This window comes from Campylobacter sp. US42a (assembly GCF_004379055.1).
In the GTDB taxonomy this organism is placed as follows: domain Bacteria; phylum Campylobacterota; class Campylobacteria; order Campylobacterales; family Campylobacteraceae; genus Campylobacter_D; species Campylobacter_D jejuni.
This window is the reverse complement of record NZ_RYYK01000005.1, coordinates 98,952-123,455: the sequence shown is the minus strand read 5'-3', so window position 1 is coordinate 123,455 and position 24,504 is coordinate 98,952. Positions and strand designations below refer to the sequence as shown.

Annotated in this window: 27 protein-coding genes; 8 read left to right on the top strand and 19 right to left on the bottom strand. The window is 29.1% G+C overall.

From position 1 onward, the window contains the following. Positions 1-4: 4 nt before the first annotated feature. The 3 genes from ELQ10_RS06225 to mobB are packed head-to-tail and all read right to left on the bottom strand — an operon-like array spanning position 5 to position 1,530. The gene (locus tag ELQ10_RS06225) at positions 5-202 is read right to left on the bottom strand and encodes a hypothetical protein (RefSeq protein WP_002892523.1); all 198 of its coding nucleotides are present in this window, start codon (positions 200-202) and stop codon (positions 5-7) included. Further along, a complete protein-coding gene (locus ELQ10_RS06220) occupies positions 195-1,037 on the bottom strand; it encodes a class 1 fructose-bisphosphatase (RefSeq protein WP_134250344.1) in 843 nt (280 codons plus the stop codon). The genes ELQ10_RS06225 and ELQ10_RS06220 overlap by 8 nt, the downstream gene beginning before the upstream one ends. A gap of 1 nt (position 1,038) precedes the next feature. Further along, positions 1,039-1,530, bottom strand: coding sequence for a molybdopterin-guanine dinucleotide biosynthesis protein B (gene mobB / locus ELQ10_RS06215; RefSeq protein WP_002856787.1), 492 nt, complete (start codon positions 1,528-1,530; stop codon positions 1,039-1,041). A gap of 95 nt (positions 1,531-1,625) precedes the next feature. Here mobB and ELQ10_RS06210 point away from each other — a divergent pair, with 95 nt between their 5' ends. Next, positions 1,626-2,111: a hypothetical protein gene (locus ELQ10_RS06210; RefSeq protein ID WP_002873511.1), complete on the top strand. Its 486-nt coding sequence runs from the start codon at positions 1,626-1,628 to the stop codon at positions 2,109-2,111. Here the strand turns inward: ELQ10_RS06210 and ELQ10_RS06205 are convergent. Genes ELQ10_RS06205 through gltX form a run of 3 tightly spaced genes read right to left on the bottom strand, consistent with a single transcriptional unit; the run spans position 2,008 to position 5,209 of the window. Next, positions 2,008-3,633, bottom strand: coding sequence for a lytic transglycosylase domain-containing protein (locus tag ELQ10_RS06205; protein WP_079005313.1), 1,626 nt, complete (start codon positions 3,631-3,633; stop codon positions 2,008-2,010). The genes ELQ10_RS06210 and ELQ10_RS06205 overlap by 104 nt on opposite strands. Continuing rightward, positions 3,630-3,911, bottom strand: a complete 282-nt coding sequence (locus tag ELQ10_RS06200; RefSeq protein ID WP_002852501.1) for a YggT family protein — start codon at positions 3,909-3,911, stop codon at positions 3,630-3,632. Before ELQ10_RS06200 ends, ELQ10_RS06205 begins: the two co-directional genes overlap by 4 nt. 2 nt (positions 3,912-3,913) lie before the next feature. Beyond that, complete coding sequence (gene gltX, locus ELQ10_RS06195; protein ID WP_134250343.1) at positions 3,914-5,209, bottom strand: glutamate--tRNA ligase; 1,296 nt, start codon at positions 5,207-5,209, stop codon at positions 3,914-3,916. A gap of 85 nt (positions 5,210-5,294) precedes the next feature. On the opposite strand from gltX, the gene ELQ10_RS06190 reads away from it, so the two are divergent. Continuing rightward, positions 5,295-6,419 carry a metallophosphoesterase gene (locus ELQ10_RS06190; protein ID WP_134250342.1) on the top strand — a complete coding sequence of 375 codons (1,125 nt, stop codon included), beginning with the start codon at positions 5,295-5,297 and terminating at the stop codon, positions 6,417-6,419. Beyond that, entirely contained in the window at positions 6,416-7,216 is an 801-nt protein-coding gene (locus ELQ10_RS06185) for a phosphatidylserine decarboxylase (protein WP_002881554.1), read from the top strand. The genes ELQ10_RS06190 and ELQ10_RS06185 overlap by 4 nt, the downstream gene beginning before the upstream one ends. Here ELQ10_RS06185 and ELQ10_RS06180 read toward each other — a convergent pair. From ELQ10_RS06180 to ELQ10_RS06150, 7 genes are read right to left on the bottom strand one after another with little or no spacing between them, the layout of a single operon-like run. Then, complete coding sequence (locus ELQ10_RS06180; RefSeq protein WP_002852641.1) at positions 7,213-7,494, bottom strand: FlhB-like flagellar biosynthesis protein; 282 nt, start codon at positions 7,492-7,494, stop codon at positions 7,213-7,215. The genes ELQ10_RS06185 and ELQ10_RS06180 overlap by 4 nt on opposite strands. Beyond that, on the bottom strand, positions 7,491-9,740 hold the full coding sequence (locus tag ELQ10_RS06175; RefSeq protein WP_134250341.1) for a flagellar hook-length control protein FliK: 2,250 nt from the start codon (positions 9,738-9,740) through the stop codon (positions 7,491-7,493). The genes ELQ10_RS06180 and ELQ10_RS06175 overlap by 4 nt, the downstream gene beginning before the upstream one ends. After that, the gene (locus ELQ10_RS06170) at positions 9,733-10,920 is read right to left on the bottom strand and encodes an MFS transporter (RefSeq protein ID WP_134250340.1); all 1,188 of its coding nucleotides are present in this window, start codon (positions 10,918-10,920) and stop codon (positions 9,733-9,735) included. The genes ELQ10_RS06175 and ELQ10_RS06170 overlap by 8 nt, the downstream gene beginning before the upstream one ends. Further along, entirely contained in the window at positions 10,898-11,401 is a 504-nt protein-coding gene (locus tag ELQ10_RS06165) for a membrane protein (protein WP_002860510.1), read from the bottom strand. Before ELQ10_RS06165 ends, ELQ10_RS06170 begins: the two co-directional genes overlap by 23 nt. Then, positions 11,401-11,730 carry an AtpZ/AtpI family protein gene (locus ELQ10_RS06160; RefSeq protein WP_002852414.1) on the bottom strand — a complete coding sequence of 110 codons (330 nt, stop codon included), beginning with the start codon at positions 11,728-11,730 and terminating at the stop codon, positions 11,401-11,403. Before ELQ10_RS06160 ends, ELQ10_RS06165 begins: the two co-directional genes overlap by 1 nt. Then, positions 11,727-13,001: a glutamate-1-semialdehyde 2,1-aminomutase gene (hemL, locus tag ELQ10_RS06155; protein ID WP_134250339.1), complete on the bottom strand. Its 1,275-nt coding sequence runs from the start codon at positions 12,999-13,001 to the stop codon at positions 11,727-11,729. Before hemL ends, ELQ10_RS06160 begins: the two co-directional genes overlap by 4 nt. After that, the gene (locus tag ELQ10_RS06150; protein ID WP_002852485.1) at positions 12,998-13,345 is read right to left on the bottom strand and encodes a c-type cytochrome; all 348 of its coding nucleotides are present in this window, start codon (positions 13,343-13,345) and stop codon (positions 12,998-13,000) included. Before ELQ10_RS06150 ends, hemL begins: the two co-directional genes overlap by 4 nt. Positions 13,346-13,424: 79 nt before the next feature. Between ELQ10_RS06150 and folD the strand changes: the two genes are divergently transcribed. Together folD and lepB are read left to right on the top strand one after the other, a co-directional pair. Beyond that, on the top strand, positions 13,425-14,273 hold the full coding sequence (gene folD / locus ELQ10_RS06145; protein ID WP_134250338.1) for a bifunctional methylenetetrahydrofolate dehydrogenase/methenyltetrahydrofolate cyclohydrolase FolD: 849 nt from the start codon (positions 13,425-13,427) through the stop codon (positions 14,271-14,273). 9 nt (positions 14,274-14,282) lie between these two features. After that, positions 14,283-15,131, top strand: a complete 849-nt coding sequence (lepB, locus tag ELQ10_RS06140; RefSeq protein WP_058000630.1) for a signal peptidase I — start codon at positions 14,283-14,285, stop codon at positions 15,129-15,131. A 21-nt stretch (positions 15,132-15,152) separates the two neighbouring features. Here lepB and ELQ10_RS06135 read toward each other — a convergent pair whose 3' ends face one another. The 3 genes from ELQ10_RS06135 to fspA1 all read right to left on the bottom strand — a co-directional run bounded on the left by ELQ10_RS06135 (position 15,153) and on the right by fspA1 (position 18,048). Then, complete coding sequence (locus tag ELQ10_RS06135; RefSeq protein WP_134250337.1) at positions 15,153-16,313, bottom strand: molybdopterin molybdotransferase MoeA; 1,161 nt, start codon at positions 16,311-16,313, stop codon at positions 15,153-15,155. Continuing rightward, a complete protein-coding gene (gene murA / locus ELQ10_RS06130; RefSeq protein WP_134250336.1) occupies positions 16,310-17,566 on the bottom strand; it encodes a UDP-N-acetylglucosamine 1-carboxyvinyltransferase in 1,257 nt (418 codons plus the stop codon). Before murA ends, ELQ10_RS06135 begins: the two co-directional genes overlap by 4 nt. Positions 17,567-17,631: 65 nt before the next feature. Beyond that, the gene (gene fspA1 / locus ELQ10_RS06125; RefSeq protein ID WP_134250335.1) at positions 17,632-18,048 is read right to left on the bottom strand and encodes a flagellum-secreted nonflagellar protein FspA1; all 417 of its coding nucleotides are present in this window, start codon (positions 18,046-18,048) and stop codon (positions 17,632-17,634) included. Positions 18,049-18,142: 94 nt separating this feature from the next. Here fspA1 and ELQ10_RS06120 point away from each other — a divergent pair, with 94 nt between their 5' ends. Beyond that, the gene (locus ELQ10_RS06120) at positions 18,143-19,015 is read left to right on the top strand and encodes a DMT family transporter (RefSeq protein WP_134250334.1); all 873 of its coding nucleotides are present in this window, start codon (positions 18,143-18,145) and stop codon (positions 19,013-19,015) included. Here ELQ10_RS06120 and ELQ10_RS06115 read toward each other — a convergent pair. Genes ELQ10_RS06115 through ELQ10_RS06105 form a run of 3 tightly spaced genes read right to left on the bottom strand, consistent with a single transcriptional unit; the run spans position 19,002 to position 22,403 of the window. After that, on the bottom strand, positions 19,002-19,568 hold the full coding sequence (locus ELQ10_RS06115; protein WP_134250333.1) for an aminodeoxychorismate/anthranilate synthase component II: 567 nt from the start codon (positions 19,566-19,568) through the stop codon (positions 19,002-19,004). The genes ELQ10_RS06120 and ELQ10_RS06115 overlap by 14 nt on opposite strands. Further along, on the bottom strand, positions 19,565-21,349 hold the full coding sequence (locus tag ELQ10_RS06110) for a bifunctional anthranilate synthase component I family protein/aminotransferase class IV (protein WP_134250332.1): 1,785 nt from the start codon (positions 21,347-21,349) through the stop codon (positions 19,565-19,567). Before ELQ10_RS06110 ends, ELQ10_RS06115 begins: the two co-directional genes overlap by 4 nt. Continuing rightward, positions 21,339-22,403, bottom strand: a complete 1,065-nt coding sequence (locus ELQ10_RS06105) for a tyrosine-type recombinase/integrase (protein ID WP_134250331.1) — start codon at positions 22,401-22,403, stop codon at positions 21,339-21,341. Before ELQ10_RS06105 ends, ELQ10_RS06110 begins: the two co-directional genes overlap by 11 nt. 626 nt (positions 22,404-23,029) lie before the next feature. On the opposite strand from ELQ10_RS06105, the gene ELQ10_RS06100 reads away from it, so the two are divergent. Together ELQ10_RS06100 and dsbI are read left to right on the top strand one after the other, a co-directional pair. Next, positions 23,030-23,692: a thiol:disulfide interchange protein DsbA/DsbL gene (locus ELQ10_RS06100; protein ID WP_134250330.1), complete on the top strand. Its 663-nt coding sequence runs from the start codon at positions 23,030-23,032 to the stop codon at positions 23,690-23,692. Next, on the top strand, positions 23,689-24,498 hold the full coding sequence (dsbI, locus tag ELQ10_RS06095; RefSeq protein ID WP_134250329.1) for a protein-disulfide oxidoreductase DsbI: 810 nt from the start codon (positions 23,689-23,691) through the stop codon (positions 24,496-24,498). The genes ELQ10_RS06100 and dsbI overlap by 4 nt, the downstream gene beginning before the upstream one ends. The last annotated feature ends 6 nt before the right edge of the window (positions 24,499-24,504 follow it).

Sequence of the window (24,504 nt, the reverse complement as noted above, 5' to 3'; positions counted from 1 at the left end):
TCCTTTAAAAGTCAAATCCGCCTTCGGTTTTACCCTTAGACATACTGTTATAGACTGCATCAACATAATTTTTTCTAGTTTGGCAGTTAAAAATTTCATCGCAATTATAACAAGAGTTTAGGTTTTTTGAGTTTTGACATGAAAGTAAAATTTCTTTTTTTTTATCCATATCTTGCTCAAATTCATCTCTAGCTTCATTCATTGTAAGCCTTTAAAAGTTTTGAAATTTCATATTCTGAGCCAAAAAAACAAGGAGTTGTCGCATGGATTTTATCAAATTCAAGTTCAAGTAAGGAGTGGTTTTTTCCATTTGTAGTTTTTCCGCCTGCTTTTTCTATGATAAAGGCTAGAGGAAAGACTTCAAAAAAGGCACGAAGTTTGCCATTAGGCGCATCTTGTGTTGCAGGATAGCTAAAAATGCCACCCCCTTTTAATAAAATTTGATTGATATCGCTTACCATGGCTCCAGAATATCTTAAGCGATAGCCTTCATCAAAAAGACTTTTGATAAATTTAGCGTGTTTTTCTTCCCAAAATTTTTGCGTTCCGCCTGTAGCATTAATCTTGCCTTTTTCATTCATTTTAAGATCTTTTATAAAAATAAATTCATTATTTGCATTTAAGCGATAAAGTTTTGGCTGATCTTTGCAAATCACAAGTTCTAAGCGCGTTCCATACATACTATAAAGTGCAGCTCTTAAATTTTTAGCACTTGCTTTTTCTTCATAGATGGCAAAAATAGAACCTATGGCAAAATTAACATCCATTAAGCTAGAACCATCTAAAGGATCATAAGCTACGATAAAATTTGCTTTTTCATTAAGCGTTAAAATTTCGTCTTTTTCTTCACTTATGATGGCTTTAATGCTTGAACATTGACTTAGAGTTTTTGTGATGATTTCATCGCTTAAAACATCAAATTTGAGTTGGGTATCGCCTGTAAAATTTTGATTTTGACTGTAGCCTGTATCGGGAAATTTTAAAGCGTTAGAAATTTCTAAAACCGCTTTTTGTATATAAGAAATCACTTCTTGCATTTTATAATTCTCCTTGTAAATTTTTAGCATTTTTAAGTATGTATCGACAAATAGCTTGTATATCGTTTAAATCAAGCCAAGTAAGATAAGGGTGAGAAATTTTTTCATAGCTTGCAATAGCGTTTGAAAAAGTAAAATAACTTTCATCAATTTCTTTACAAAATACGCTAATGCGTGGTAAATCAAGAGTTTTTAATCCTTCAACCAAACAAATGTCAAAATTGGGTGCTAATTTTAAAGCTTTTAAAATATCTCTATTTTCATGAGAAAAAAAAGTTGTTCTTGTAGGGCTTAAAACCATGACTTCAGCTCCGCTTTGGAAAAATTTAAAACTATCTTTACCGTTAAAATCAAATTGAGCTTTATCAGCAGGATCGTGTTTAATGATTAAAACTTTTAAATTTTGTTGCAAAAAATTATCAGCTATTTTGGTAATAAGTGTAGTTTTACCTGAATTTGACGGGCCGCTAAAAGCCATGATAAGTTGTTTCATAAAATATACTCTTAATTTTTTTGTAAAATTATATCTTTTTAAACCAAAAAATAGGGTTAAAAGGCTACAATAATACTAAAAAATATGGAAAAAGAATGAAAATTTATAGTGTAATTTTAGGTGCTTTTTTGCTTGGAGCTTGTTCTTTAAAAGATCAGGCGATTGTGGATACAAATTTAAAATCTCAAACTTTAATGTTTACTCAAAAATACAAAATCACACAAGATAAGATTAATGCCATTATAACCATGTCTTATTTAAACCCAATTCTAGATAAGACAAGTAAAGATGATGTATTGGCCTTGTCTTTTACTCCAAATACATTAAAAATTCAAAATTTAGAAGTTTTTATCAATAATAAAAAAGCCAATATTGAAAAATTGGATGATGAGTATTTAAAATATATAATACAAAACAACTATACTGATTATTTTAAAGTATCTCTTCCTAGTGTCAAGGAAGAGACTAGGCTTGTAGCTAAGATTTGTTTAGATCATTTGCCTTGTTTTGAATTAAATTTTCAAAAATATCCGAAATCTTTATACTATCGTTCAGAAGATGTCGATACACAATATAATTAGCTAGAACTTTTTTTCCGTAAATTCGGCTTTCTTGATAAGGAACTAGCTCCATAGACAAGAAAGGTTCAAATTTGCCTGTCTTAAACATATCATTTCTTGCAAGCATACGGTTAGTAAATCCTATACCGCCATTATAAGCATAAGCGACAAAAAGTGGAGATTTTAAACGCGATTCAAGGTAATTTAGATGATAGTTTCCAAAGTAATATGCTATTTCAGGTTTAAACATAAAATCTTGATCGAAATTTGGAATTTTTAATTCTTTTTCCCCTATGTGATTGGCTAAAAATGGCATAAATTGCATCATGCCTAAAGCATAAGAAACTGAAATAGCAGTTGGAATAAAACGACTTTCTTGTCTGGCAATAGCCAAAATTAAAGCTTGTCTTGTTTTGTTATAGTCTTTTATATTGTCATAATAAGGCATTATAAAATAATGTTTTTTAAAATTATTTTTGCGTTCTAATATGTAAGCGTAAATAGGCAAGGTTTCTTGTGTATCAAATTCTTTTGCCAAGACATCTAGTTGACTTGCGTTAGCATCGCGAATTTGTTTGTTTATTTTTTGCCAAGCAAAAGGATCTTGCATATTAAAATTATTTTTTTTCTTGCTTGGATTAAGGCTTTCTATCTTTGGAAAAGGTGTGTTGGTAAGTTCTTTTGCGTAAAGACTATAAATATTTAAAGAAGAACTTTGTGATAAAGTTTTTAAATCTTCTTCATTGTTTTTAATCAACCACATCCAAAATATAGCATTGTCTTTATTGCTTTGCGATTTAAAACTTTGTGCCGCCTTTTTAAAAAAGTCATAAGCAAGCTCTGTTTTATCATAAGTTAAGGCATTGACTCCCAAATAGAAAGCAGAATCTTCACTTACATTTTCAGGATTTATTTCTAGCATAGAATGTCTAAATTTTGGATTTTCTTTTTTAATAATAATATTTTGTGCAAAATCTTTAAAACCAATGTGGTTTGGTAGTTTATTGACTAAACTTGTATTTAAATCTAAGTCGTATTTTTTAGAATAATTATAAAGTTTAAAAAAACCATTAATATCTTCTTTTTGTACTATATAGCTCATAGGATCAGAAGTATTAAAAGCTAGCAATAAATTTGTCAAATCAGGTCTTTGATTTTTAAAGGTTTGAGCTAAAATAGTTCGGTCTTTGGAATTTAAACTCGCTATAAAAACTAATGAATTTAAGCGCACACTTTGACAAGTTAAATTTGCATCTAAGATAGTATTTGCTGTATAGGTATAGCATTTAGCATATTTTGGGTTGATATAAGGCTTTAAAGGGATGATTTTTTCAAGTTCGGATTTAATTTTTCCTATATAGCGAAAAATATGAGAATTTAAATCCTGTGCATCTTTTTTACTGATTTTATTTTTTTCTAAAAGCCTATAAATATAATAATCCTTAGCAAGCGAATTTTCTTCCTTTTTGAGTTTTTCTATACTATATTGTGTAGCATTTAAACTTGAAAAAATAAATAAAAAAACGAGTATTTTTTTTATCACAATATACTCCTTAAGATATTCCCAAGAAAAATGCCAAGAAACTGCAATGCTAAGACTATAATCAAAGGTGCAAGATCAATATTACCAATGCGTGTTGGAATTTTTCTAACTAAGGCGTAAGCAGGATAACTTAATTTATATAAAATTTGCACTATGGGATTATAAGGATCAGGGTTTACCCAGCTTAAAAGTGCTGTGATGATAATAATCCAAGTATAAATGTTAATGACAATTTGTAGTACTTGAAAAATAGAAATAATAAAAGAGTCTATAACCATAATTAAATCCTTGCTAATTCGTGAATAAAATTTTTAATATAAGGATAAAGATCACTAAGCTCAGGTCCGTGGATATTTCCTGTTAAAATTATCCTTAAAGGCATGAAAAATTTTTTACCTTTTAAGTCGCTTTTGCTTAAAAGTTCATTTTTAAAATCTTCATAGTTTTCAAAAAGTTCAATATCTTTTAAGAGTTCTTTTAAAATTTTACATTCTGTTTCAAACTCTCCAAAGTCTTTTGTGCTAAAAATAGCTTGCATTTTTTCTTTAAGTTCTTTTATGGTGCTTGCTTCTTGAGTGTAAAATTTAGCAAGTTGTGCAAGATCTTTGTTTAAATCTAAAATTTTATTAAGCTCATCATCTTTGATCATTTTGATATGTTCACGATTGATTTGCAAGAGTTTTTTAAGATCAAATCTTGCGGGAGCTTTTGAAACTTTAGAAATATCAAACCATTTTATAGCCTCTTCTAAGGTAAAAATTTCACAAGGAGTTTTATTGCCTAGCATGATCAGATAATTTGCGATTGCGCTAGGTAAAATTCCACTTTCAAGTAGCCATTTTACAGAAGAATGTGCTTCTCTTTTACTCATTTTAACACCTTCTTCGTTTAAAATGATAGGCAAGTGTGCATAAGTCATAGCTTTATTATAACCTAAGCTTGCGCGGATATGTTCTTGTTTTGGAGTGTTTGAAACATGATCTTCTCCGCGTATAATACAAGTGACATTTTCAAGCATATCATCAACCGTACAAGCAAAATTATAAGTTGGAGTTTTATCTGTTCTCATAATCACAAAAGAGTCTATGTTTTCAGGCTCAAAACTAAGCTCGCCTTTGATAAAATCAGTAAATTTCATAGTATGAGTAGGTTTTTTAAGACGGATAACAAAGGGTTTTTCACATTCTAAAACATCAATATCGGCTAGTTTTTCACAAGTGCCATCGTAGCGATAAGCTTTACCTTGTTTTTTAGCTAGCTCTTTTTTTGCTTCAAGTTCTTCTTCGGTGCAAAAACAAGCAAAAGCTTTTTTTTCGCTTACAAGTTTTAAAGCCATTTGGCGATGGAATTTTAAATTTTCACTTTGTATATAGTAATGCTGCCATGAAATACCAAAAAGATTTAAAATTTCTTTGATTTCTTCTTCTTTTCCTGCTATATTTCTAGCCTTATCAGTATCTTCAATACGTAAGATAAAATCCATATTTTTTTGTCTTGCACAGATATAATTAAAAATTGCTGCGCGTAAATTTCCTATGTGCATATCACCTGTGGGAGAAGGTGCAAAACGGTACATTTTATAGCCTTTAAAATTATTTAAAAGCTTATTATAACAGAAAAATTTATACGGATATTTAATTTTACTTGGTTATAATACTTTTATGATATTTTTAATTTTTTCTTTCATTGTATTATTGATTTTTGGCTTAGCAAATGTTTATATTTATAAAAGATTAATCAAGAAAATTACTCTTTTTAAGTATTTTTATAAAATTTTCGCCTTTATTTTTATTGTGCTTTTTTTAGCTCAAGCTGTGTTTTTAATATTTCGTAGAGATGAATATTTAAGTGATACTTGGTATGAAATTTTAGCCATGCTTTATGCGCCGACTTATTGTTTGTTTTTTATGACTTTAGCTTGGGATTTTATTAAATTGATTTTAGCTCTTATGGGTAAAAGAGATAAAAAATATAATCTTATTTTGCGTTTGATTTTTGAGCTTTCTCTTATAGTTTTAAGTGTGTTTTTAATTTATATAAGTATAAATAATGCTCTAAAAATACCTGAAGTAAAGAGTGTTGATGTTGAAATACCAAATCTTAAACAAGATTTAAAAATTGCCATGCTTACTGATATACATTTGGGTAAAAATTTGCATGAAAATTTTTTAGATAAGCTCATCACTAAAGTGAATTTGCAAAGTCCTGATATGGTTGTAATAGTAGGAGATCTGATTGATACTAATCCTAAAGATTTAAAAAATTACATCTCAAAACTTAATGATTTTAATTCCACTTATGGAACTTTTTATGCCTTGGGAAATCATGAGTATTATCATGGTATCAATGAAGTTTTGGATTTACTTAGAAAACATACTAATATGAAAATTTTAGTCAATCAAAATTTAGATTTAGGTTTTATAAATATTGCTGGGCTTGGAGATTTAGCCGGACTTGATAAGGGTTTATATGCTCCTGATTTAGCAAGAATAAAAGTGGATTTAAATACAAGTAAAGCTAGTATTTTACTCACACATCAACCTAAAACAGCTTTGCTTTATGATTTAAGTGATTTTGACCTTGTTTTAAGTGGGCATACGCATGGAGGGCAAATTTTTCCTTTTATGTTTTTAGTTAAACTTCAGCAAGGTTTTGTTCATGGGCTTTATAATTTAGGAGAAAAAACTAAGCTTTATGTGAGTAGTGGCGCAGGATTTTGGGGGCCAAGTCTTAGAGTTTTTGCTCCGAGTGAAATAGTGATTTTAAATTTAAAAGGAAAAAAATGAGTTTTTCAAAAGAAAGTTCGAGGCTTTTTGGTTTTGTAGCGGGGATTAAATTTCCTAAAATGATACAAAAAGTTATTAATGAAAATTATGTTAAGTATTTTAATATCGATATGAGTGAATTTAAAGCTCCTTGTGAATACGAGAGTTTAAATGCTCTTTTTACAAGAACTTTGCACATTCCAAGGAAACTTGAAGAAGGTTTTATCAGTCCAAGTGATGGTAAAATTTTAGAGTGTGGAAGTACTTTTTTGGCAAATGAAGAACATTTTGCTTTTTCTATAAAAGGGCATACTTATAGCGTTGAGGAGCTTTTAAAAGATAGCTTTGAAAAAGATGAGCTTAAAAATGGGCTTGATTATGTCAATATCTATCTTTCTCCAAAAGATTATCATCGTTATCACAGCCCTTGTGATATGCAAATTTTGAGTGCAACTTACACAAGTGGTGCCCTTTATAGTGTAAATGAAAAGCATTTAGAACGCATTAGTAATTTGTATGTAAAAAATGAAAGAGTGAGTTTAAAATGTCAAAATGAAAAAGGTATTTTTTGGCTTGTTTTTGTAGGAGCGCAAAATGTAGGAAAAATGCGTTTTAATTTTGATACAAGCATACAAACCAATGCTAAAATTTCTCATAATTTTACTAGAAAATATGAAAATTTAAATTTCAAAAAAGGCGAAGAACTAGGAAATTTTGAACTGGGTTCTACTATAGTTTTAATCTCTCAAAAAGGGATTTTAAATTTTAATTTAAAAGCAGGGCAGGGTATTAAATTTGGAGAAAAAATAGCGGATTAGTTTTTAGGAGTTTTATTTGCCATTTGATAGATAAAGGCAAAAACTTCAGCCACAGCTTTATACATATTAGGTGGAATTTCATCACCTAAGTCAAGTTTGCTTAAAATTTCTATTAAATCTTCATCTTCTTTAATGGGAACTCCGTGTTCCTTGGCTAAAGAAATAATTTTAGCAGCACTTTCACCTTTGCCACTTGCAAGCACTTTTGGGGCAGAGTTTTTTTCTTTTTGATAGCCTAGAGCTACAGCTTTTTTAATTGATCTTTTGATTTTGCTCATACTTTTTTATCCATACCCATTTCAAGATCTAAATTTTTCATACTTCTAGTATCAAATTTACTTCTTATGATATCACCTACAAAGAAATTTGCACTTAAAAGTCCTGCTTTATTGATATTTCTTTTAAGCTCATGGGCATTTTCATAGATGGTTTTTCTAAATTCAATATTTTCTGCCATAATATTAATATCTATATATTTTTCATTATTTAAAGAAATAAGAATTTCCAAATCCCCAAGTTTTGCAAATTCGAGTTTAATCTGAGCAAAAAATTTATCCTTTTTTCCGCGTCTAAACATAATTTTAGAATCATTTAAATCATCCCAAGAAAAAGGCAGATAAGTATTGATAGAATCATTAGCTAAAGACATAAGCTGATTGATTTCAATTTGCGCTAAAAGACGATTAGCTTGATTATATACAGCTTCATTGCCTTCATTTTTAGCTAAATTTGAAATTTGCAAAAGTGTTGATTTTACATCATGATGTAAAGATTCAGCTATATCTTGTTCTGTTTTTGGTTTAATTTGCGCTAGATCTTTGGTAGAAAGATTGAGTTTGTGTTCGAGATTTTTAAGTTCTGCTTGATTAAGCTTGGCATTTTGAGTATAGGGTTCAAGTTCTTTCAAGCTTTCATTAAGTCTACGAGAAAGATTGCTTAAATTTTTACTTAAATCTTGCACTTGTTCTAGATCTAAATTTTCTACATTAAATGCTAAATTTTTTATAATATTTTGTTTTATAAATTCCTGATTTTTAAAAATATTTTGCATAGTTTGGTTATTGTTAGATTGAATATTTTGAGAATTATTTAAATTTTGCGTATTGTTTGTGTTAGGATTTGAAGTGTTAGTATTTGTATTGACTGAAGTTTTGTTTTCTGTTTTTGTTTCATAAAATTTTGGATTTTCTTTGATATTTTCTTTTGATTTTTCTTGTTTTTCATCTTTGATTTTTTCTTGGTTTGGAGTAGAATTTTTTATATCATTATCTGGCTTATTTTCTGTTTCATTATTTTGAATATCATTTTTTGTATCTTGAGTATCTTCTTCGTGAGTTTTTATATCAGAATCTAAATTTTCATCTTCTTTTATATCAGTTTCTTTTGCATGCGAATTTTCTTCGTTTTTTGAATCTTGCTTAATATCGGTTTTAGTATCATCTGTGAGAGTTTCTTCTTTTGATGCTTTTATATGTTTTTCTTCATCTTGGTTTTTTGTGTTATGATTAAGTTTTTCTTCTTTCATATTTTCTTTGTTACTTAAAAGATTTTCTAAAATATTTTCTTTATCTTGTATTTTAGAAGTTTGATTGCCTAGTATATTTTTTAAAGTATTTTCAAGTTTTTCAAAGGCGGCAGCAGTTTGCTTAAGGATGTTTGGATCTTTTATCATTAAATTTTCTGGCTTATTAAGAGCTTTGAAAAAATCATTTTTGATGGAATTTAATTCTTTTAAAATTTTATTAGCTATAGGGGTGATTTTTTCTTGAGCATGACTGGGATTTTTACTTATATAATTTTTAAAATTTTCCAATTTAGAACTTAAATTTAAAAGTGCTTTAAAAGAACTTTGATTTAAAATTTGCTTATTTTCATTTTTGCTAGAATTAATAATATTTTTTAATTCTTTTAAAGTGTCTTTTGGGCTTAAATTTGTATTTGCAAGCCGGGCTATCTGAACGCTTATTTTTTCGCTACTAAGACCTTTGATTGTACTTAAAAGAGAGTGAAAACTTTTGGGTAGTAATTCTTCGTTTAGGGCATCTTTTAATTTAGCTTCTAAAAATACGCCTGAATTTTTAAACAAAGGAGCTAAGTTATTGTTTTTTATTTCACTGGCAGGTTTTAAAATTTGATTTAATCTATCTAAAACTTGTGTAAAAGTATCGCTTTTTGCAAGTTCTGTACTTAAAGTTTTTAATTCATTAGCAAAATTAGGAGCTAAATTTAAATTTTTTCCTTGTTTAAGTACAGGGGAATCGGGATTTTTTTGAGCATTGATTTGATCTAAAAGTTTATTAACAAGTTCTTTTAATTTGGTACCTGTTTCATTTTGAACAAATTTTGCTAGTATTTCCTCACTACTAGCGTCCTTGCTTAAACCTAAATTTTGCTTTAAAGCTTGTGCAAGTGCTTCTTTTGGATTGTCTTTTAAATTTGTTTTATCTTTTGAAGCAGAGTTATCTACTTTTAAATCATTTTTTTGCGTATTGGCAATTTGACTTGCTAGTTGAGTATTAATCATCAAATATCACCATATTTCCAGGCTTTTTCTTAAATTTTTTATTTAAAATATTTGGTTTATTGATAGCAAAAAGAATTAAAAATGCTAAAGAAATTATATAAAACCATATAAAACCTTTGATTTCAAAATATTGCATTAAAAAACCTAAAATTAAAGGGCCAAACAAAGAACCCAAAGAATAGCAAAAAAGAACACCACGACCTAACTCTACGCCTTTATTTTTGCTTACTAAAACATCATTTGCTCTAGCAAGTGCTAAAGCATATAAACAAAATATTCCTATACCAAGAGTAATTCCTAAAAAATATTGCATATACAAGTGAAGTTTAAAAAAGATAAATATAAGCATAGTGATAAATCCTATGCTTGCGCAAGTGATAATGGCAAATTTGCGACCAAGTTTGTCTGAAATAGTTCCTATGATGGTTTGTGCAATAAAACCACCTAAAACCCCACAAAATATAAAATAAGAAACCGCTTTTGTATCAAAACCTTGCAAAAGTATAAATAAAGATGCCATAGAAAAAAAGCCATTTATAAGCATTCCGGCTATAAAGCTTGTGACGATAGCTAAAGGAGCTATATCAAAAATTTTAGGTATAGAAATAGGACTTGATGCGGGTAAAACAGGTTCTTTGATTTTAATTAGATTTAAAGGTAAAGATGAAAGTAAAATTAAAGTTGCACTGAGAATAAATACACTATGTTTGCTCAAATTTAACGCTATGATTAAAACTCCAATACCAAACGCAAGATAAAAAACAATTTCATAAAAACCTAAAATTCTAGATCGAATGGCATTTTTGCTTTTTTCATTAAGCCATGATTCTATGACCATTAAAAGTCCATAGTAGCAAATTCCTATGAAAAATCTTAAAATAGCCCAAAAAATAAGATTTTCGCTTACTGTATGAAGCATAGCTGAAATTCCAAAAATAGCACCAAATAGCCCAAAAGAGCGTATATGACCTATACGAGAAATAATTTTATGAGCACTGATAGTTCCAACAAGAGCGCCTACAAAAAAACAAGAACTTACTACTCCAACAGCTAAAGAACTTTCTCCGTTTTCTTTTAATATAACACCTATAGAGCTTACTATCAAGGCATTACCTGCAAATAAAAATGCCATACCAGCAAAAAGTGCTGTCATTGATTTAATAATTTTTTTTGGACTCATACTTTTTTATATATAAAATAAAAATAAACACACAAACTAGCAAGGATGAAATTCCACAAATATAAGCAAAGATATCTAATTTATCTTGGCGATGTAAAAATAAAAATCCAGCAACCAATATCACATAAGCCATCAATTTAAAGAGAGTAAAAAACATAGCAAAAAAATGGATTTTCTCTTTAACATTTGGCTTTAAATCGTCTTTTAGAACTTTAAAATGAATAATTTTTGATAAATTTTGTTTTTTTTTGATAAAAAGTGACGAAATGAAATTAAAATCTTTTTCATAATTTTTTGATTTTTTTATAATGACTTTTTTATAATTTAAATAAGAAGCAAAAATAATCAATAAAACACTAAAAAAAGCTATTTCATAGCTTAAAAATGTATCTAATTTAAAATGATTTAACGATGAAAATATGATCCAAAAAAATAAATGAATAATGGCAAAAATACAAAATAGAGCTTTTTTATGTTCCATTATTTGTTCTTTTCTTTTTGAATTTTTTCTTTGATCAACTCATCTCTTTCTTTAAATTCTTCATAGCTTTTTACTTGAACTTTATAAGCTTTATAAACATTAAGTATAGCAGCACTGATCCCCCAAAAAACTCCAAGCCAAAAAAGCCAAGGATAAGGAGTAAATTTTTTAAGCAAATATCCTATTCCCACACCTATAAATACAGCAACAACCATAGAGATACCAAGACTTAAACCATCCGCAGCTTCAAGAGTTTTGCGAATGATTTTTTGTCTTTTGCTGTTGGAATTTTCTAAGTGATTTTTTTCTTCTTTTAAAATATTGCTCATATTCTTTTAAAGCTTTCCCTAACAGCCTCTAATGTTGTATCTATAATTTTATCATCCATTTTTGAACATATAAAGCCTGTTTCAAATTGAGAAGGTGCTAAATAAATTCCATTTTCAAGCATATTTTTGTGAAATTTTGAAAATAATGCTAGATCAGATTTTAATGCATCTTGGTAATTTAATACAGGATTTTTGGTGAAAAAGTATCCAAACATAGAACCTACATGACAAACTTGCAGCGGAAGTCCTTTTTCATCTGCTAATTTTTTCATTCCTTGGGTAAGTTTTTTTGCTAATTTTCCAAGCTTGTCATAAAGTTTGGTTTTCTTTTTGGCTTTTGTAAGACTTGCTATGCCTGCAGCCATTGCCAAAGGGTTTCCACTTAAAGTTCCTGCTTGATAAACTCCACCCAAAGGACTTAAAATATCCATAATTTCAGCTCTAGAAGCAAATGCTGCTGCAGGTAGACCGCCTCCTATTACCTTACCAAAAGTAATTATATCTGCTTGGATATGATTGATTCCATAGGAACCAAGGTAAGATGCTCTATATCCACTCATTACTTCATCAAAAATCAGCAGAGTTTGATTGTTTTTACAGATCTTAGCAAGTTCTTCTAAAAAATCTTGTTTAGCTGGAACTAACCCCATATTTCCAGCAATAGGCTCAATGATAACACATGCAATATCTTTATTTTTTTCAAAAAGCTCTTTAACGCTATTTATATCATTATATTTAGCTACTAAAGTGTGTTTAGCTACATCTTCTAAAACACCCAAAGAACTAGGAGAGTTAAAAGTAGCAGCACCACTTCCTGCGCTCACTAATAATGAATCAGAATGCCCGTGATAACATCCTTCAAATTTTAAAATTTTATCTTTTTTAGTAAAACCACGGGCAAGACGAATAGCACTCATGGTTGCTTCTGTTCCACTGCTTACAAAGCGGATCTTTTCTAAATGAGGAAAATCAGATAAAACAAGCTTGGCAAGTTCAGTTTCTAATAAAGTTGGAGCTCCAAAACTTGAACCTTTATGAAGTGCTTTTTGACAAGCTTTTTGTATATCTTTATCGCAATGTCCAAAAAGCAAAGGCCCCCAGCTTTGAACATAGTCTATATAAGAATTTCCATCTATATCGAAAATATAAGCACCTTTTCCATGAGAAATAAATTTTGGCTCACTTTGAACATTTGCAAAAGCACGAACTGGAGAATTTACACCACCTGCGATGAATTTACACGCTTCTTTAAAAGCTTTTTTGTTTGTCATTTTTCTTCCTTACTAAATTGCTTGATGTAATTATATAAAGTTACAATTTCATCATTTGTTAAAGAGTAATTTGGCATGATTGATTTTGCGTCTTTACTCTGATTAAGAGAATTTTTAAAATTCTCAAAACTAAGATTTTGTATACTTGGAACTTTATAAGCTGTTTTAATACCATTTTTCATATAATATCCTAAAATTTGTTCGCTTCCATCTGCTCCATGACATTCTTTACAACTAATGCCCCTTGGATTTTCATAAAGCATTTTAGAGTATTCTTTAAGAGTGATAAAATCAGCACCAAAAAGACTGATACTAAATAAAAAAAACATTAAAACAATTTTCAAAGTTTCACCTTGTTAATGAAGTTTTAATATGATACAATTTTTACTTTAAAAAAGTGATTAAATTTATAGAAGGAAAATAATGACTTTGCTTGATGGTAAAGCTTTAAGCGCAAAAATCAAAGAAGAATTAAAAGAAAAAAATCAATTTTTAAAAAGCAAAGGGATTGAAAGCTGTTTAGCTGTTATCTTGGTTGGAGATAATCCTGCAAGTCAAACTTATGTAAAATCTAAGGCTAAAGCCTGTGAAGAATGTGGAATTAAATCTTTAGTTTATCATCTTAATGAAAATACTACACAAAATGAACTTTTGGCATTGATTAATACCTTAAATCACGATGATAGTGTTCATGGAATTTTGGTTCAGCTTCCCTTACCTGATCATATTTGTAAAGATTTAATACTTGAAAGCATTATAAGTAGTAAAGATGTTGATGGCTTTCATCCTATTAATGTAGGATATTTAAATTTAGGCTTAGAAAGTGGGTTTTTGCCTTGTACTCCACTTGGAGTTATGAAGCTTTTGAAGGCTTATGAAATTGATTTAGAAGGAAAAGACGCTGTTATTATAGGTGCTTCAAATATAGTAGGTCGTCCTATGGCTACTATGCTTTTAAACGCTGGAGCTACAGTAAGCGTTTGTCATATTAAAACCAAAGATTTGAGCCTTTATACTAGGCAAGCTGATTTGATTATAGTAGCAGCAGGTTGTGTGAATTTACTTCGATCGGATATGGTAAAAGAAGGAGTGATTGTTGTTGATGTTGGAATCAATCGTCTTGAAAATGGAAAGATAGTAGGAGACGTGGATTTTGAAGAGGTATCTAAAAAATCTAGTTATATAACTCCTGTTCCAGGTGGAGTAGGTCCTATGACTATAGCCATGCTTTTAGAAAACACAGTTAAATCTGCTAAAAATAGACTTAATTAGGGAAAATCTATGGAAATTTTAAAGAAATTATATAAATTTTCACAGTCTTGGACTGGAACTGTAGTTATTGTTCTTTTGGTGATTTTTTTCTTTATACAAGCTTTTGTTATTCCTTCTGGTTCTATGAAAAATACCTTATTGGTAGGGGATTTTTTATTTGTTAAAAAATTTAGCTATGGTATCCCAACTCCTCATATTCCTTGGTTGGAAATTCCTGTTTTGCCTGATTTTAATAAAGATGGGCATTTGATAAAAGCACAAGGGCCACAAAGAGGAGATATAGTTGTTTTTAGAAATCCTAGAAATGAAAAAGAACACTTTGTAAAGCGTTGTGTAGGCACAGGAGGAGATAGGATAGTTTATGCAAATAAAACACTTTATGTAAGAATGCATGAGGGTGATGATTTCATGAGAGAACATTATCCGAATGATCTTGTTACTCTTGGAGGGCAAATTTATGTAAAAGAACCTTATAAACAAAAAGGTATTCATTATGATCCAAAAAAAGATATAGAAAGCGATATTTTACGCTTTCTTAGCATAGGTGATTTTGCCATGTCTCCAACTTATATTAAAGAACTTGGAAATCATATAGGTTTTAGCGGCGGAAATGCTTATGTTTTTGATGTACCTGAAAATGAGTATTTCATGATGGGTGATAATCGCGATTATTCTTATGATAGTCGTTTTTGGGGTTCTGTTCCTTATAGGTTGATAGTAGGTAAACCTTGGTTTGTATATTTCTCTTGGGATAAAGATAAAAATGTTCGCTGGGAAAGGATAGGGCGTTTTGTTGATACCTTGGAAAATGATGAACAATATATCCATGATCATGATGATGAGGATAAATTAAGCTAATGTTTGTGAAAAACACAAACATTATATTTTTAAAAGCGTGATTTTATCACCTTTTTTTAATTCACTTGTATTTTCTTCGCTTATAAGTAAAAACTCACTTTTAATAAGTGGAAGTATCATACCAGATCCAAATTTGTTTTCATTAAATGGTGTAAAAATATCTTTTTCTAAATTTCCTAAAATGAGATTATTTCTTCCATTTTTAAGCTTTAAATCCATACCCATTGTAGCATGAAATTTTAAAGGATTTTCTAGGTTTCCACTTAGTAAAGCAATAATTTTTTTAGCAAAAATAAAACAAGAAAGATAGGCCGCCATAGGATTTCCTGGTAAAATCAATACGAAATTCTCACCCTTTCTATAAAGCTTAGTAGGTCTTGCAGGGCGTGCTTTTAGTCCTTTAAAAAGCGAAGTAAAGCCTAATTCATCTAAAGCTTTTTCCATAAAATCAGCCTCGCCAACGCTTGCACCCCCTGAAGTGATTAAAAGATCAAAATTTGTATTTTCTAAAGCCTCTTTAGTGCTTTTAAAATCATCTTTGATGATGCCCAAATAAGAAGCATTTTGAAGCATGGTTAGTAAAGGCAAAGCATTGGCATTATAAATACTTTCTTCATCACACTCTTGCCAAGGTTCTTTAAGTTCATTTCCACTTGAAAAAATACCTATGCGAATTTTTCTTATGACTTCTATTTTATAAAGCCCTTGAGAAGCAAGCAGGGCGATATGTTTATCATTAAGTTTGGTGCCTTTTTGAAGTAAAATTTCACCTTTTTTTAATTCTTCGCCTTTATAGCGATAGGCATTGTATTGTTTGGGAGCTTTTTTAATGATGAGTTTATTTTCTTCTATATACTCATCTTCTAACATTAAGATAGTATCAGCATTTTTGGGCATTTTAGCCCCTGTCATGATTTTATAGCATTCATTTTTAGCAACTGTATAAAAATTTTTATCTCCTGCAAAAATAGTCCCTTTAATCTCCAAAGCTTCATTGATATCAGTATAATTAAAAGCATAGCCATCAAGAGCAGCATTGTCAAAACTGGGTAGATTTTTTCTAGCGTATAAATCTTTAGCTAAAATTCTATCTTTTGCTTTTTCAAGGCTAATAAGTTCACTTTCATCTAAGCATGAAATTTGATCTTCTAAGTCTTTTAAGGTTTCAAAGATATTTTTCATTCTTCAAGCCTTGTGATTTTAGCCCCTAAGCCTTTAAATTTTTCTTCTAAATTTTCATAACCCCTATCAAGATGATAAATTCTATGGACTTTGCTTGTGCCTTTAGCTGCAAGAGCTGCTAAGATAAGGGCTGAAGAAGCACGCAAATCTGTAGCCATGACATCAGCAGCGTTAAGTTCTTTTCCGCCTACTATAGTAGCAATATGACCGTTGAGTTTAATATCCGCACCCATTCTTAAAAGTTCACTTACATGCATGAAACGATTTTCAAATAGTCTTTCATCGATAATACTAGTTCCATTAGCTTTTAAGGCTAATGCCATAAACTGCGCTTGCATATCGGTTGGAAAGCCTGGATATTCACTTGTCATGATTTCTACAGGTTTAATTTCTTTAGCAGGAAGTAGGGTGATACTATCTTCTGCAATCAAAGTTTCAAAACCCATTTGATGAAGTTTTGCTAAAACTGCACTAAGATGAGTGGCATTAACTTTATCTAAAGTAATTTTAGAATTTGTAATAGCCCCTGCACAAAGATAAGTTCCTGCTTCAATTCTATCAGGTATAACGCTAAATTCTTTAAATTCTAAAAGTTCTCCATCGCTACCATAAATTTCAAGTTCATCTGTACCTACGCCTTTGATTTCAAGTCCTGCGTCTTTTAAAACTTCGCAAAGTTGAACTACTTCGGGCTCTTTTGCAACATTTAAGAGCTTGGTTTTACCTTTAGCTAAAGCTGCTGCCATGATGATGTTTTCGCTACCTGTAACCGTGATTTTATCAAAAAGAATTTCATTGCCTTTTAAATTTCCACTAGCTACGACATAGCCTTGTTTAATTTGTATATTTGCCCCCATTTTTTCCAAGGCTAAAAGATGTAAATCAATAGGTCTTTGTCCTATGGCACATCCACCAGGCAAAGATACTTCACAATGCCCAAAACGAGCAAGTAAAGGTCCTAGAGTAAGTATGGAAGCACGCATTTTACGCACAATGTCATATTTAGCTATGGTTTGATTAAGAGTGTTTGTGTTTAATAAAGCACTATTGTTTTGAAAATTGACTTTAGCTCCTAAATTTTCTAGCAAAGATATAAGAGTTTTTATATCAGCAACATTAGGAACATTGTTGATTTTTACTTCATTTTTAGCAAGTATACTTGAAACGATCAAGGGTAGGGCAGCATTTTTTGCTCCGCTTATTGTAACATTTCCGCTTAGATGATTTGTGCCTTCGATTTCTAGATAAGTCATATTTTTCCTTGAAAAAGTTTAAAAATACATCATTATAGCATTCTTAAACTTTTGAAAAAATATAATCAAGCTTGTTGACTTTGGAGTTCTTGAATTTGAGCTTGAATAGTTGAAGCTTGGGCATTTAATGTTGCTATTTGACTTTCAATACTTTTGATTTGATCCTCATTAGCTTTAGACATTTTTGCAGTTAGTTCAACAATTTTTGCTTGAATTTCTGCAAGCTTCTGTGTTAATTCTGTAAGTTTATCTTCACTATTGCTGCTACTATCTTGTTGCGTGTTGTTTTGTGCGTTTAAAGCTTGAGAATTGTTTTGATTAGAAGTATTTGATTTTTCTTTGGCTTCTTTGCTGATATTTACCTCTACAGCTGGATCTTGCGCTAAAGTGTTTTGTTCTTGATTTTTAGAGTTTTGATTTTCTTCGTTTGAGTTGACTTTAACATATTGACTCAAGCTATTTAAGGAATTGTTAATTTGCATATTTTCTCCTTAATTTATAATATATATTACACTAAATCGACATTATTTTAAAAAAATATACTATAATTTAAAATAATTTTTATTAAGGTTTGCAATGGGCGTATTTTTAGTTCTTTTGGGAGGTATTTTTTGGGCTATTAGCGGTGTTTTAGCTGAATACCTTTTTAAAAATAATTATAGCGTAGATTGGGTTTGTTTTTATAGGCTTTTATCTACAGGGTTAATTTTAATTTTTTTAAGTTTTAAAACTCAAAAAATTTTCGTTTTTGCAAATTTAAAAGAAAGCTTAAGTATTTGTATGTTTGGATTTTTTGGGCTTTTGCTAACACAATTTGGTTATTTTAAGGCTATTTATTATACCGATGCTGGAACTGCAACTATGATACAATATTGTGCACCTTTGATTATAATGCTTTATTTGTGCTTTAAAAATAAAAAATTTCCTAAATTGATAGAAATTTTGGCTTTGATTTTGATTATTTTTGCTTTGTTTTTGCTTGCAACTAAAGGAGATATTGAAGCGGTGATTTTAAATTATTGGGGTATTTTTTGGGCTATTATAGGAGCTTTTGGAGTTGCTTTTTATTCTTTAAGTGCTAGAGAAGTGATATTAAAATATGGTCTTTTTTGGATAATGGGTTGGGCGAGTCTTTTTGCTTCTTTTGTATTTTTATTAATCTTGCAATTTGATAAGGGTTTAATTCACTATGCTTTTAACTTAAAAGCATTTTTTTCTATGGGCGGGATTGTCTTTATCGGAACTATAGGGGCTTTTTGTTTGTATTTAAAAGGAGTGGAATATATAGGCGCTCTAAGAGCTAGTATGATTGCTTCCATAGAGCCTGTAGCAGCTGCTTTAATGAGTTTTTTATTTTTAAAAACCCGTTATAGCTTGCTTGATATTTTTGCTTTTGTTTTGATTATATTGAGTGTTATTTTAAATGCAAAAAAGACTAAAGTTTCATAAAGTTTTTAAGTATTTTTTTGCCTTTTTGAGTTAAAACCGCTTCGGGGTGAAATTGCAATCCATAAATAGAGTATTTTTTATGTTTAATTGCCATAATGATATTTTCTGAATTATGAGCTAAAATTTTGCATTTTTTAGGCATAGAACTGATGTGTAAAGAATGATATAAGCAAATTTCAATTTCTTTTTTAATACCCTTAAAAATAGGATCTTTTTTAAAATAAAGTTTAGAAATTTTGCCATGCATGGGATTTTGCATTTTAGAAACCCTACCGCCAAAAATTTCAGCTATACACTGATGTCCTAAACATATACCTAAAATTTTTTTATTTTTTTTAAAATATTTGATTGCTTTTAAGCTTAATTTAGATTCCTTAGGAGAATGAGGGCCAGGAGAGATGATAAGATGAGTGAAATCAAATTTTTCTAATTCTTTAGCTTTTTTAAAGGCATCATTTTTTATCACTTTACATTCAAAACCAAGTTCTTTAAGATAATAGATGATGGTATAACTAAAAGAATCATAATTATCTATAAATAAAATTTTCTTCATTGTAATTTTACCTTTTTTAAACCACGCACGGAATTAATGCAATAAATATTTTCTGCTTCAAATAAATCTTGTTTAAATAATGCTTTTTCTTTTATCAAACCAAGATTGATTAAAAAATTTCTATATACGCCATTTAACATACCGCTTTGAATTTGTGGAGTATAAAATTGAGTGTTTTTTTCTAAGATGAGATTGGTTCTTGAGCCTTCGCAAAGTTCATCTTTTTCGTTAAAAAAAGCTATGTCATAACACAAGTTTTGTTGCCATTTGTATGAGTGTTGATTATAAAAAGTACGCAACGAGCTTTTGTGATAGAGATTGTCACTTTTTGAATTAATTTTATCATCACTTAAAAGCAGAATATCGTTTGAATTTTGTTTTAAGGCACTTTGTTGAAATGCGTATCTTCCGTCTTTGTATAAAATAAGCTTTAAAATTCCTTCTTTGTGTGGATTTTTAAAGGGTAGGGGAAAATTATAAAATAAAGAGTGTTTTTTGTGGAAAATTTTTTCATCGAGTTTAAAAAGTGTAAAATTTTGATATTCTTTATAAGAACTTTTTTGATTTAAAATATTATAAAAATCTTTAAAGAGCTTGTGAGTATTAAAATTAAATTTAAGAGCTGAATTTATAAGCCTTAATAAATGTTCTTTTAAAAATAAAATTTGAGAATTTTTAAAATACATGGTTTCAAAAAGATGAAAATCACAAGGATTTAAGATCGCGCTTTTAAGTTTTAATTCTTCAAATTCATCTTTGAATTTTGAGTCCCAAACCAAGCCACTACCGGTGCTATAAGTATAAATTTCATCTTGTTTTTCTAAGGTGCGTATGGCTACGCTAAATTTATTTTTATTTTTGTGTATTAAACCTATAGTTCCGCAGTAAATACCACGATCTCTTTGTTCTAATTCTTCAATAAATTTAATGCTTTCAAGCTTTGGAGCACCTGTAATAGAACCACAAGGAAAGAGAGCTTTAAAAATTTGATATAAAGAAATATTTTTTTTAAGTTTTCCTTGTACGCTTGAAGTCATTTGATGTAAAGTAGGGTGACTTTGAATTTCAAAAAGTTTGGTTTTTAAGCTTTTTTTTGTGATGATTTTTGAAAGATCGTTGCGTAAAAGATCGCAAATCATAATATTTTCACTTAGATTTTTTGTATCATTTTGCAAGAAAATTTTATTTTCTTCATCTTTTATAGGATCTTTATCACGCTTAATTGTGCCTTTCATAGGTTTTGTAAATATTTTTCTTTTTTTGGTCTTGAAAAAAAGTTCAGGAGAGAAGGATAAAATTTCTCTTGTTTCATCTTTTATAAAAGCTTTAAATTCAGTATCTTGTCTAGAAAGCAAAAGTTTAAAAAGTTTAAAAGAATCCATTTTGCTATGAAATTTAAAATTTTGAGTGAGGTTGATTTGATAAACTCTTCCTTTGGAGATTGCCTCTTTAACCTTGATGAAATTTTCTTTGTAATTATCTTGATTTAAAAAATTTATAAATTCAGGAATAAATTTTTCTTCATCAATATCTTCTTTTTGAAATTTTTTTCTTTTTTTAAAAGCAAATACGGACAAATAAGCTTTTTTGCTTGTGAAATTTTTATCTTGAAAATATCTATATAGCTCATAATCAGCAAGCATTAAAATATAAAAATCATTTTTATATTTTTCTATAAATTTAAAGCACTTTTTACTTTCTTTATGGTTAAAGGCTTTTAAAATGTGTTTTAAATCATGGTAAAAATATCCACCAAAAACAGCATAGTTTTCAAGAGTCACTTAATTCCTTTGCAACCTGTGCGGCAAGTTTTAATTTATCATTATCAAAATGAGTATAAATTCTTGAAGTATTTAAACTCGCGTGCCCTAAAGCTTCTTGAACTAAAACTAAATCTTTTTGCTTTTTATAAAGTAGGGTGGCAAAAGTATGACGCAACATGTGAGCACCATTTTTTTGCTTGCGAATTCCTGCACGAAATAAAAGCTGTTCTACTATGCGACTGACATAAGATTGAGTCAGTGGAGTGCCTTTTTTATTGACAAAAAGTAGGGCGTCTTTACTCATATAATTAATACTTACATTTTTAAGCAAATCGTAAATAAGTTCTTTTTTTATCATTACAACACGATATTTATTGCCTTTAGCTCTTATTCTTATGATATAAAGATCGTTTTCTTCGCTAATATCACCCATTTTGATATTGATAGCTTCGCTTACCCGTATGCCTGTAAAAATGATGATTTTAATAATAAGTTTATTGCGTATAGTATTGTTTCTAAAATCTGCATTTTCAATAGCATCAAGAAATTTTTTAAGTTCTTCTTCACTCATAAATTCAGGTAATTTTACCCCTTTAGAACCCGCTATACCTGCCCAGTTTTTAAGATTGATATCGAAAATATGCGCTTTTTCATCTTCTTCATTTTGCTTGTCTAAAAAATCAAAAAAATTAATCACAGCAATACGGTAATTTTTTTTACTTGCATCTGATAAAGCACCTGTTATACTTGCTAAAACTTCCACAATAAGTTCTTCATCAATCTGTTTTAAAGAGTAAAGCTTGTAAAAATTTAAATATTCAAATACTTTTTTTAAAGGATTAAAATAAGTATTAACTCCACTTAAACCAGCATTTCTTGCTTTTTTTGCTAGAGCGTCAAGTTCTTCGATATTTTTTACACCTTTTGTAAGAGCAAAATTAACTTCTGCTAAAGCTTGTGGATTTTTTAGCTCTTTGTTAGATAGCGAATTGAGTTTAAATTTTACATATTTTGCCAGCCAAAATAAGAATGATTTTTCAAAATTTTCTTCACAATCTAAAGGGTATTTCATAAAAACTTTTCCTAAATCTAAAATTTTTAGCTTTTTAACTATAAAAGGTATTTTAGTATTAACTTAGTAAAAAAAAGCTTTTTTAGGAAAAAGTTTGTTTTTATATGCAAGGCAAAAAGATTGAAATATTTTTATTAAATAAATCTTATATCAATCATAAAAAGATATGATAAAAGGTAAAAATATGTAAAATTTATAATTTTGTATTGAAAACTGTAATTTTCAAACTTTTTTATATACACCTAGATTATTCTACTTTGATATAGATTAAGCTACTATTTTTACATGCTTTTATGATTTTACCTTTTGAGTGAAATAAACTTATCCATAAAATATAATGTAAAAAATTGATAATTTTATTTTGTAAATAAAATTATATTTTACTTTTATTGAAAACTATAAAGAATATTTAAAAATTAAATTATTTTATATTATTATCAAAATATACATAAAAATGATAACTTGTGCATTAAATTTTTTAATCCTCTATTCTTGATTTTTAGTTAAAGTAAATATTCTTAGTTATAAAATTTTTAAGAATATTTTTATTTTAATAGTTTTATAATGGTTATTACATAAAAACTTAATAAAAAGTTTTATCAAAACCAAATTTCAAGGAGAAGGTAATGAAATTTCCAGTAAAATTAGCAAGATCTATTGTTGTATGTGCTTTTTTAGCAGGTATAAGTGCTAGTGCATTAAGTGAAGGTAAAGAATATATAATTCTTAAAAATTCTATTGCTAATGCTGATAATTCATTGATTGAAATTTTTTCTTATCGCTGTACTCATTGTTATGATCATCACAAATTTAATACCATGGGTAAAGTTAAAGAAAAATTACCTAATTTAACTTATAAATTTTATCCTGTAAGTTCTATGGGAGATTATGGAAAGCAAGCTAATGAAATTTTTGCTTTTGCGGCATTTAAGGATGGTGTAAATCAAATTGATCCTACGGATAAAAATAGCTTAACTCATAAAGTCGCTAAAGCTTATTTTAATGCATATTTTAAGAAAAAACAAAGATGGGAAAATGGTAAAAATCCTGAAGCTTTTTATAGTGTCGGTTTAAAAGCAATGAATGTGAGTAAGGCTGATTTGGAAAATTTCTTAAAAACTCCAGAGGCTGCAGAGCTTTTAAAAAGTTATGAAATTGCCAATCCTATTTCGCAAAATTATGGCACCCCTGCTTTTGTTGTTAATGGAAAATATCAAATCGTTCCAAGTGCAATCAACTCTCCAGAGGCTTTGATTGAAATTATTAAAGAACTTAGCAAGCAAAAATGAGTTGTATAAAAATGAAAGATAATTGCAGAAATTTTTCACTTTCTAAATGGCAAGATACGCGCAAACCTTGGTTAATTTTGATTATAGTTACTATAGGGCTTACTTGTATAGCACATTTTTTATTTCAAGAATATCTTTTTATGGAACCTTGCGAACAATGTGTGTATATAAGATTTGATATGCTTGTTATGGCTATAGGTGGTATGATTGCATTAATCAACCCTAAAAATAATATTATAAAAATTTTTTCTTATGGCTTAGCTTTTTATGGAATTTGGCTTGGCTTGGAGCATTGTATAACTTTAAATCATATTCATGAAGTGGTTCATTCTGAAAATCCTTTTGCAGGTGTAGACGGATGTCGTGAAATTCCTATTTATCCATTTAATTTACCTTTGCATGAGTGGGCTCCTAGTTGGTTTTTGCCAACAGGAGAATGTGGGATGGATACCCCTGTAGTTCCAGAAAATGCTTATAATCATCTCAATGCTTTTCAAAAATTTTTTATAGGAACTCCACCTGATTTTGAAAATGGGCTTTATAGCAATGGTTGGTATTTGATTCCTGGTTTAAAGTTTATGAATATGGCAATTTGCTGTCTTATAGCATTTTTATGTTGTTTTATTGTGCTTTTTGCAATGTTTATAGCCTATGTTTTGGATAAAAATAAACCTAATGCTAAAATTTTTGCATTGGCGATTGTTATTTTGGTTTTGGTGCTTAAATTTATAGGCGAACCAAAAAATCCAAATCAAAATATAGCTAGTTTAAATCATTTAAATCAAGTCGTTTTAAGATACTCTTAAAATACG

Coding starts and splice junctions, on each gene's coding strand:
- ELQ10_RS06225 (WP_002892523.1), bottom strand. CDS start 202: ATGAATGAAGCTAGAGATGAATTTGAGCAAGATATGGATAAAAAAAAA.
- ELQ10_RS06220 (WP_134250344.1), bottom strand. CDS start 1,037: ATGCAAGAAGTGATTTCTTATATACAAAAAGCGGTTTTAGAAATTTCT.
- mobB (WP_002856787.1), bottom strand. CDS start 1,530: ATGAAACAACTTATCATGGCTTTTAGCGGCCCGTCAAATTCAGGTAAA.
- ELQ10_RS06210 (WP_002873511.1), top strand. CDS start 1,626: ATGAAAATTTATAGTGTAATTTTAGGTGCTTTTTTGCTTGGAGCTTGT.
- ELQ10_RS06200 (WP_002852501.1), bottom strand. CDS start 3,911: ATGGTTATAGACTCTTTTATTATTTCTATTTTTCAAGTACTACAAATT.
- gltX (WP_134250343.1), bottom strand. CDS start 5,209: ATGTACCGTTTTGCACCTTCTCCCACAGGTGATATGCACATAGGAAAT.
- ELQ10_RS06190 (WP_134250342.1), top strand. CDS start 5,295: ATGATATTTTTAATTTTTTCTTTCATTGTATTATTGATTTTTGGCTTA.
- ELQ10_RS06185 (WP_002881554.1), top strand. CDS start 6,416: ATGAGTTTTTCAAAAGAAAGTTCGAGGCTTTTTGGTTTTGTAGCGGGG.
- ELQ10_RS06180 (WP_002852641.1), bottom strand. CDS start 7,494: ATGAGCAAAATCAAAAGATCAATTAAAAAAGCTGTAGCTCTAGGCTAT.
- ELQ10_RS06175 (WP_134250341.1), bottom strand. CDS start 9,740: ATGATTAATACTCAACTAGCAAGTCAAATTGCCAATACGCAAAAAAAT.
- ELQ10_RS06170 (WP_134250340.1), bottom strand. CDS start 10,920: ATGAGTCCAAAAAAAATTATTAAATCAATGACAGCACTTTTTGCTGGT.
- ELQ10_RS06165 (WP_002860510.1), bottom strand. CDS start 11,401: ATGGAACATAAAAAAGCTCTATTTTGTATTTTTGCCATTATTCATTTA.
- ELQ10_RS06160 (WP_002852414.1), bottom strand. CDS start 11,730: ATGAGCAATATTTTAAAAGAAGAAAAAAATCACTTAGAAAATTCCAAC.
- hemL (WP_134250339.1), bottom strand. CDS start 13,001: ATGACAAACAAAAAAGCTTTTAAAGAAGCGTGTAAATTCATCGCAGGT.
- folD (WP_134250338.1), top strand. CDS start 13,425: ATGACTTTGCTTGATGGTAAAGCTTTAAGCGCAAAAATCAAAGAAGAA.
- lepB (WP_058000630.1), top strand. CDS start 14,283: ATGGAAATTTTAAAGAAATTATATAAATTTTCACAGTCTTGGACTGGA.
- ELQ10_RS06135 (WP_134250337.1), bottom strand. CDS start 16,313: ATGAAAAATATCTTTGAAACCTTAAAAGACTTAGAAGATCAAATTTCA.
- murA (WP_134250336.1), bottom strand. CDS start 17,566: ATGACTTATCTAGAAATCGAAGGCACAAATCATCTAAGCGGAAATGTT.
- fspA1 (WP_134250335.1), bottom strand. CDS start 18,048: ATGCAAATTAACAATTCCTTAAATAGCTTGAGTCAATATGTTAAAGTC.
- ELQ10_RS06120 (WP_134250334.1), top strand. CDS start 18,143: ATGGGCGTATTTTTAGTTCTTTTGGGAGGTATTTTTTGGGCTATTAGC.
- ELQ10_RS06115 (WP_134250333.1), bottom strand. CDS start 19,568: ATGAAGAAAATTTTATTTATAGATAATTATGATTCTTTTAGTTATACC.
- ELQ10_RS06105 (WP_134250331.1), bottom strand. CDS start 22,403: ATGAAATACCCTTTAGATTGTGAAGAAAATTTTGAAAAATCATTCTTA.
- ELQ10_RS06100 (WP_134250330.1), top strand. CDS start 23,030: ATGAAATTTCCAGTAAAATTAGCAAGATCTATTGTTGTATGTGCTTTT.
- dsbI (WP_134250329.1), top strand. CDS start 23,689: ATGAGTTGTATAAAAATGAAAGATAATTGCAGAAATTTTTCACTTTCT.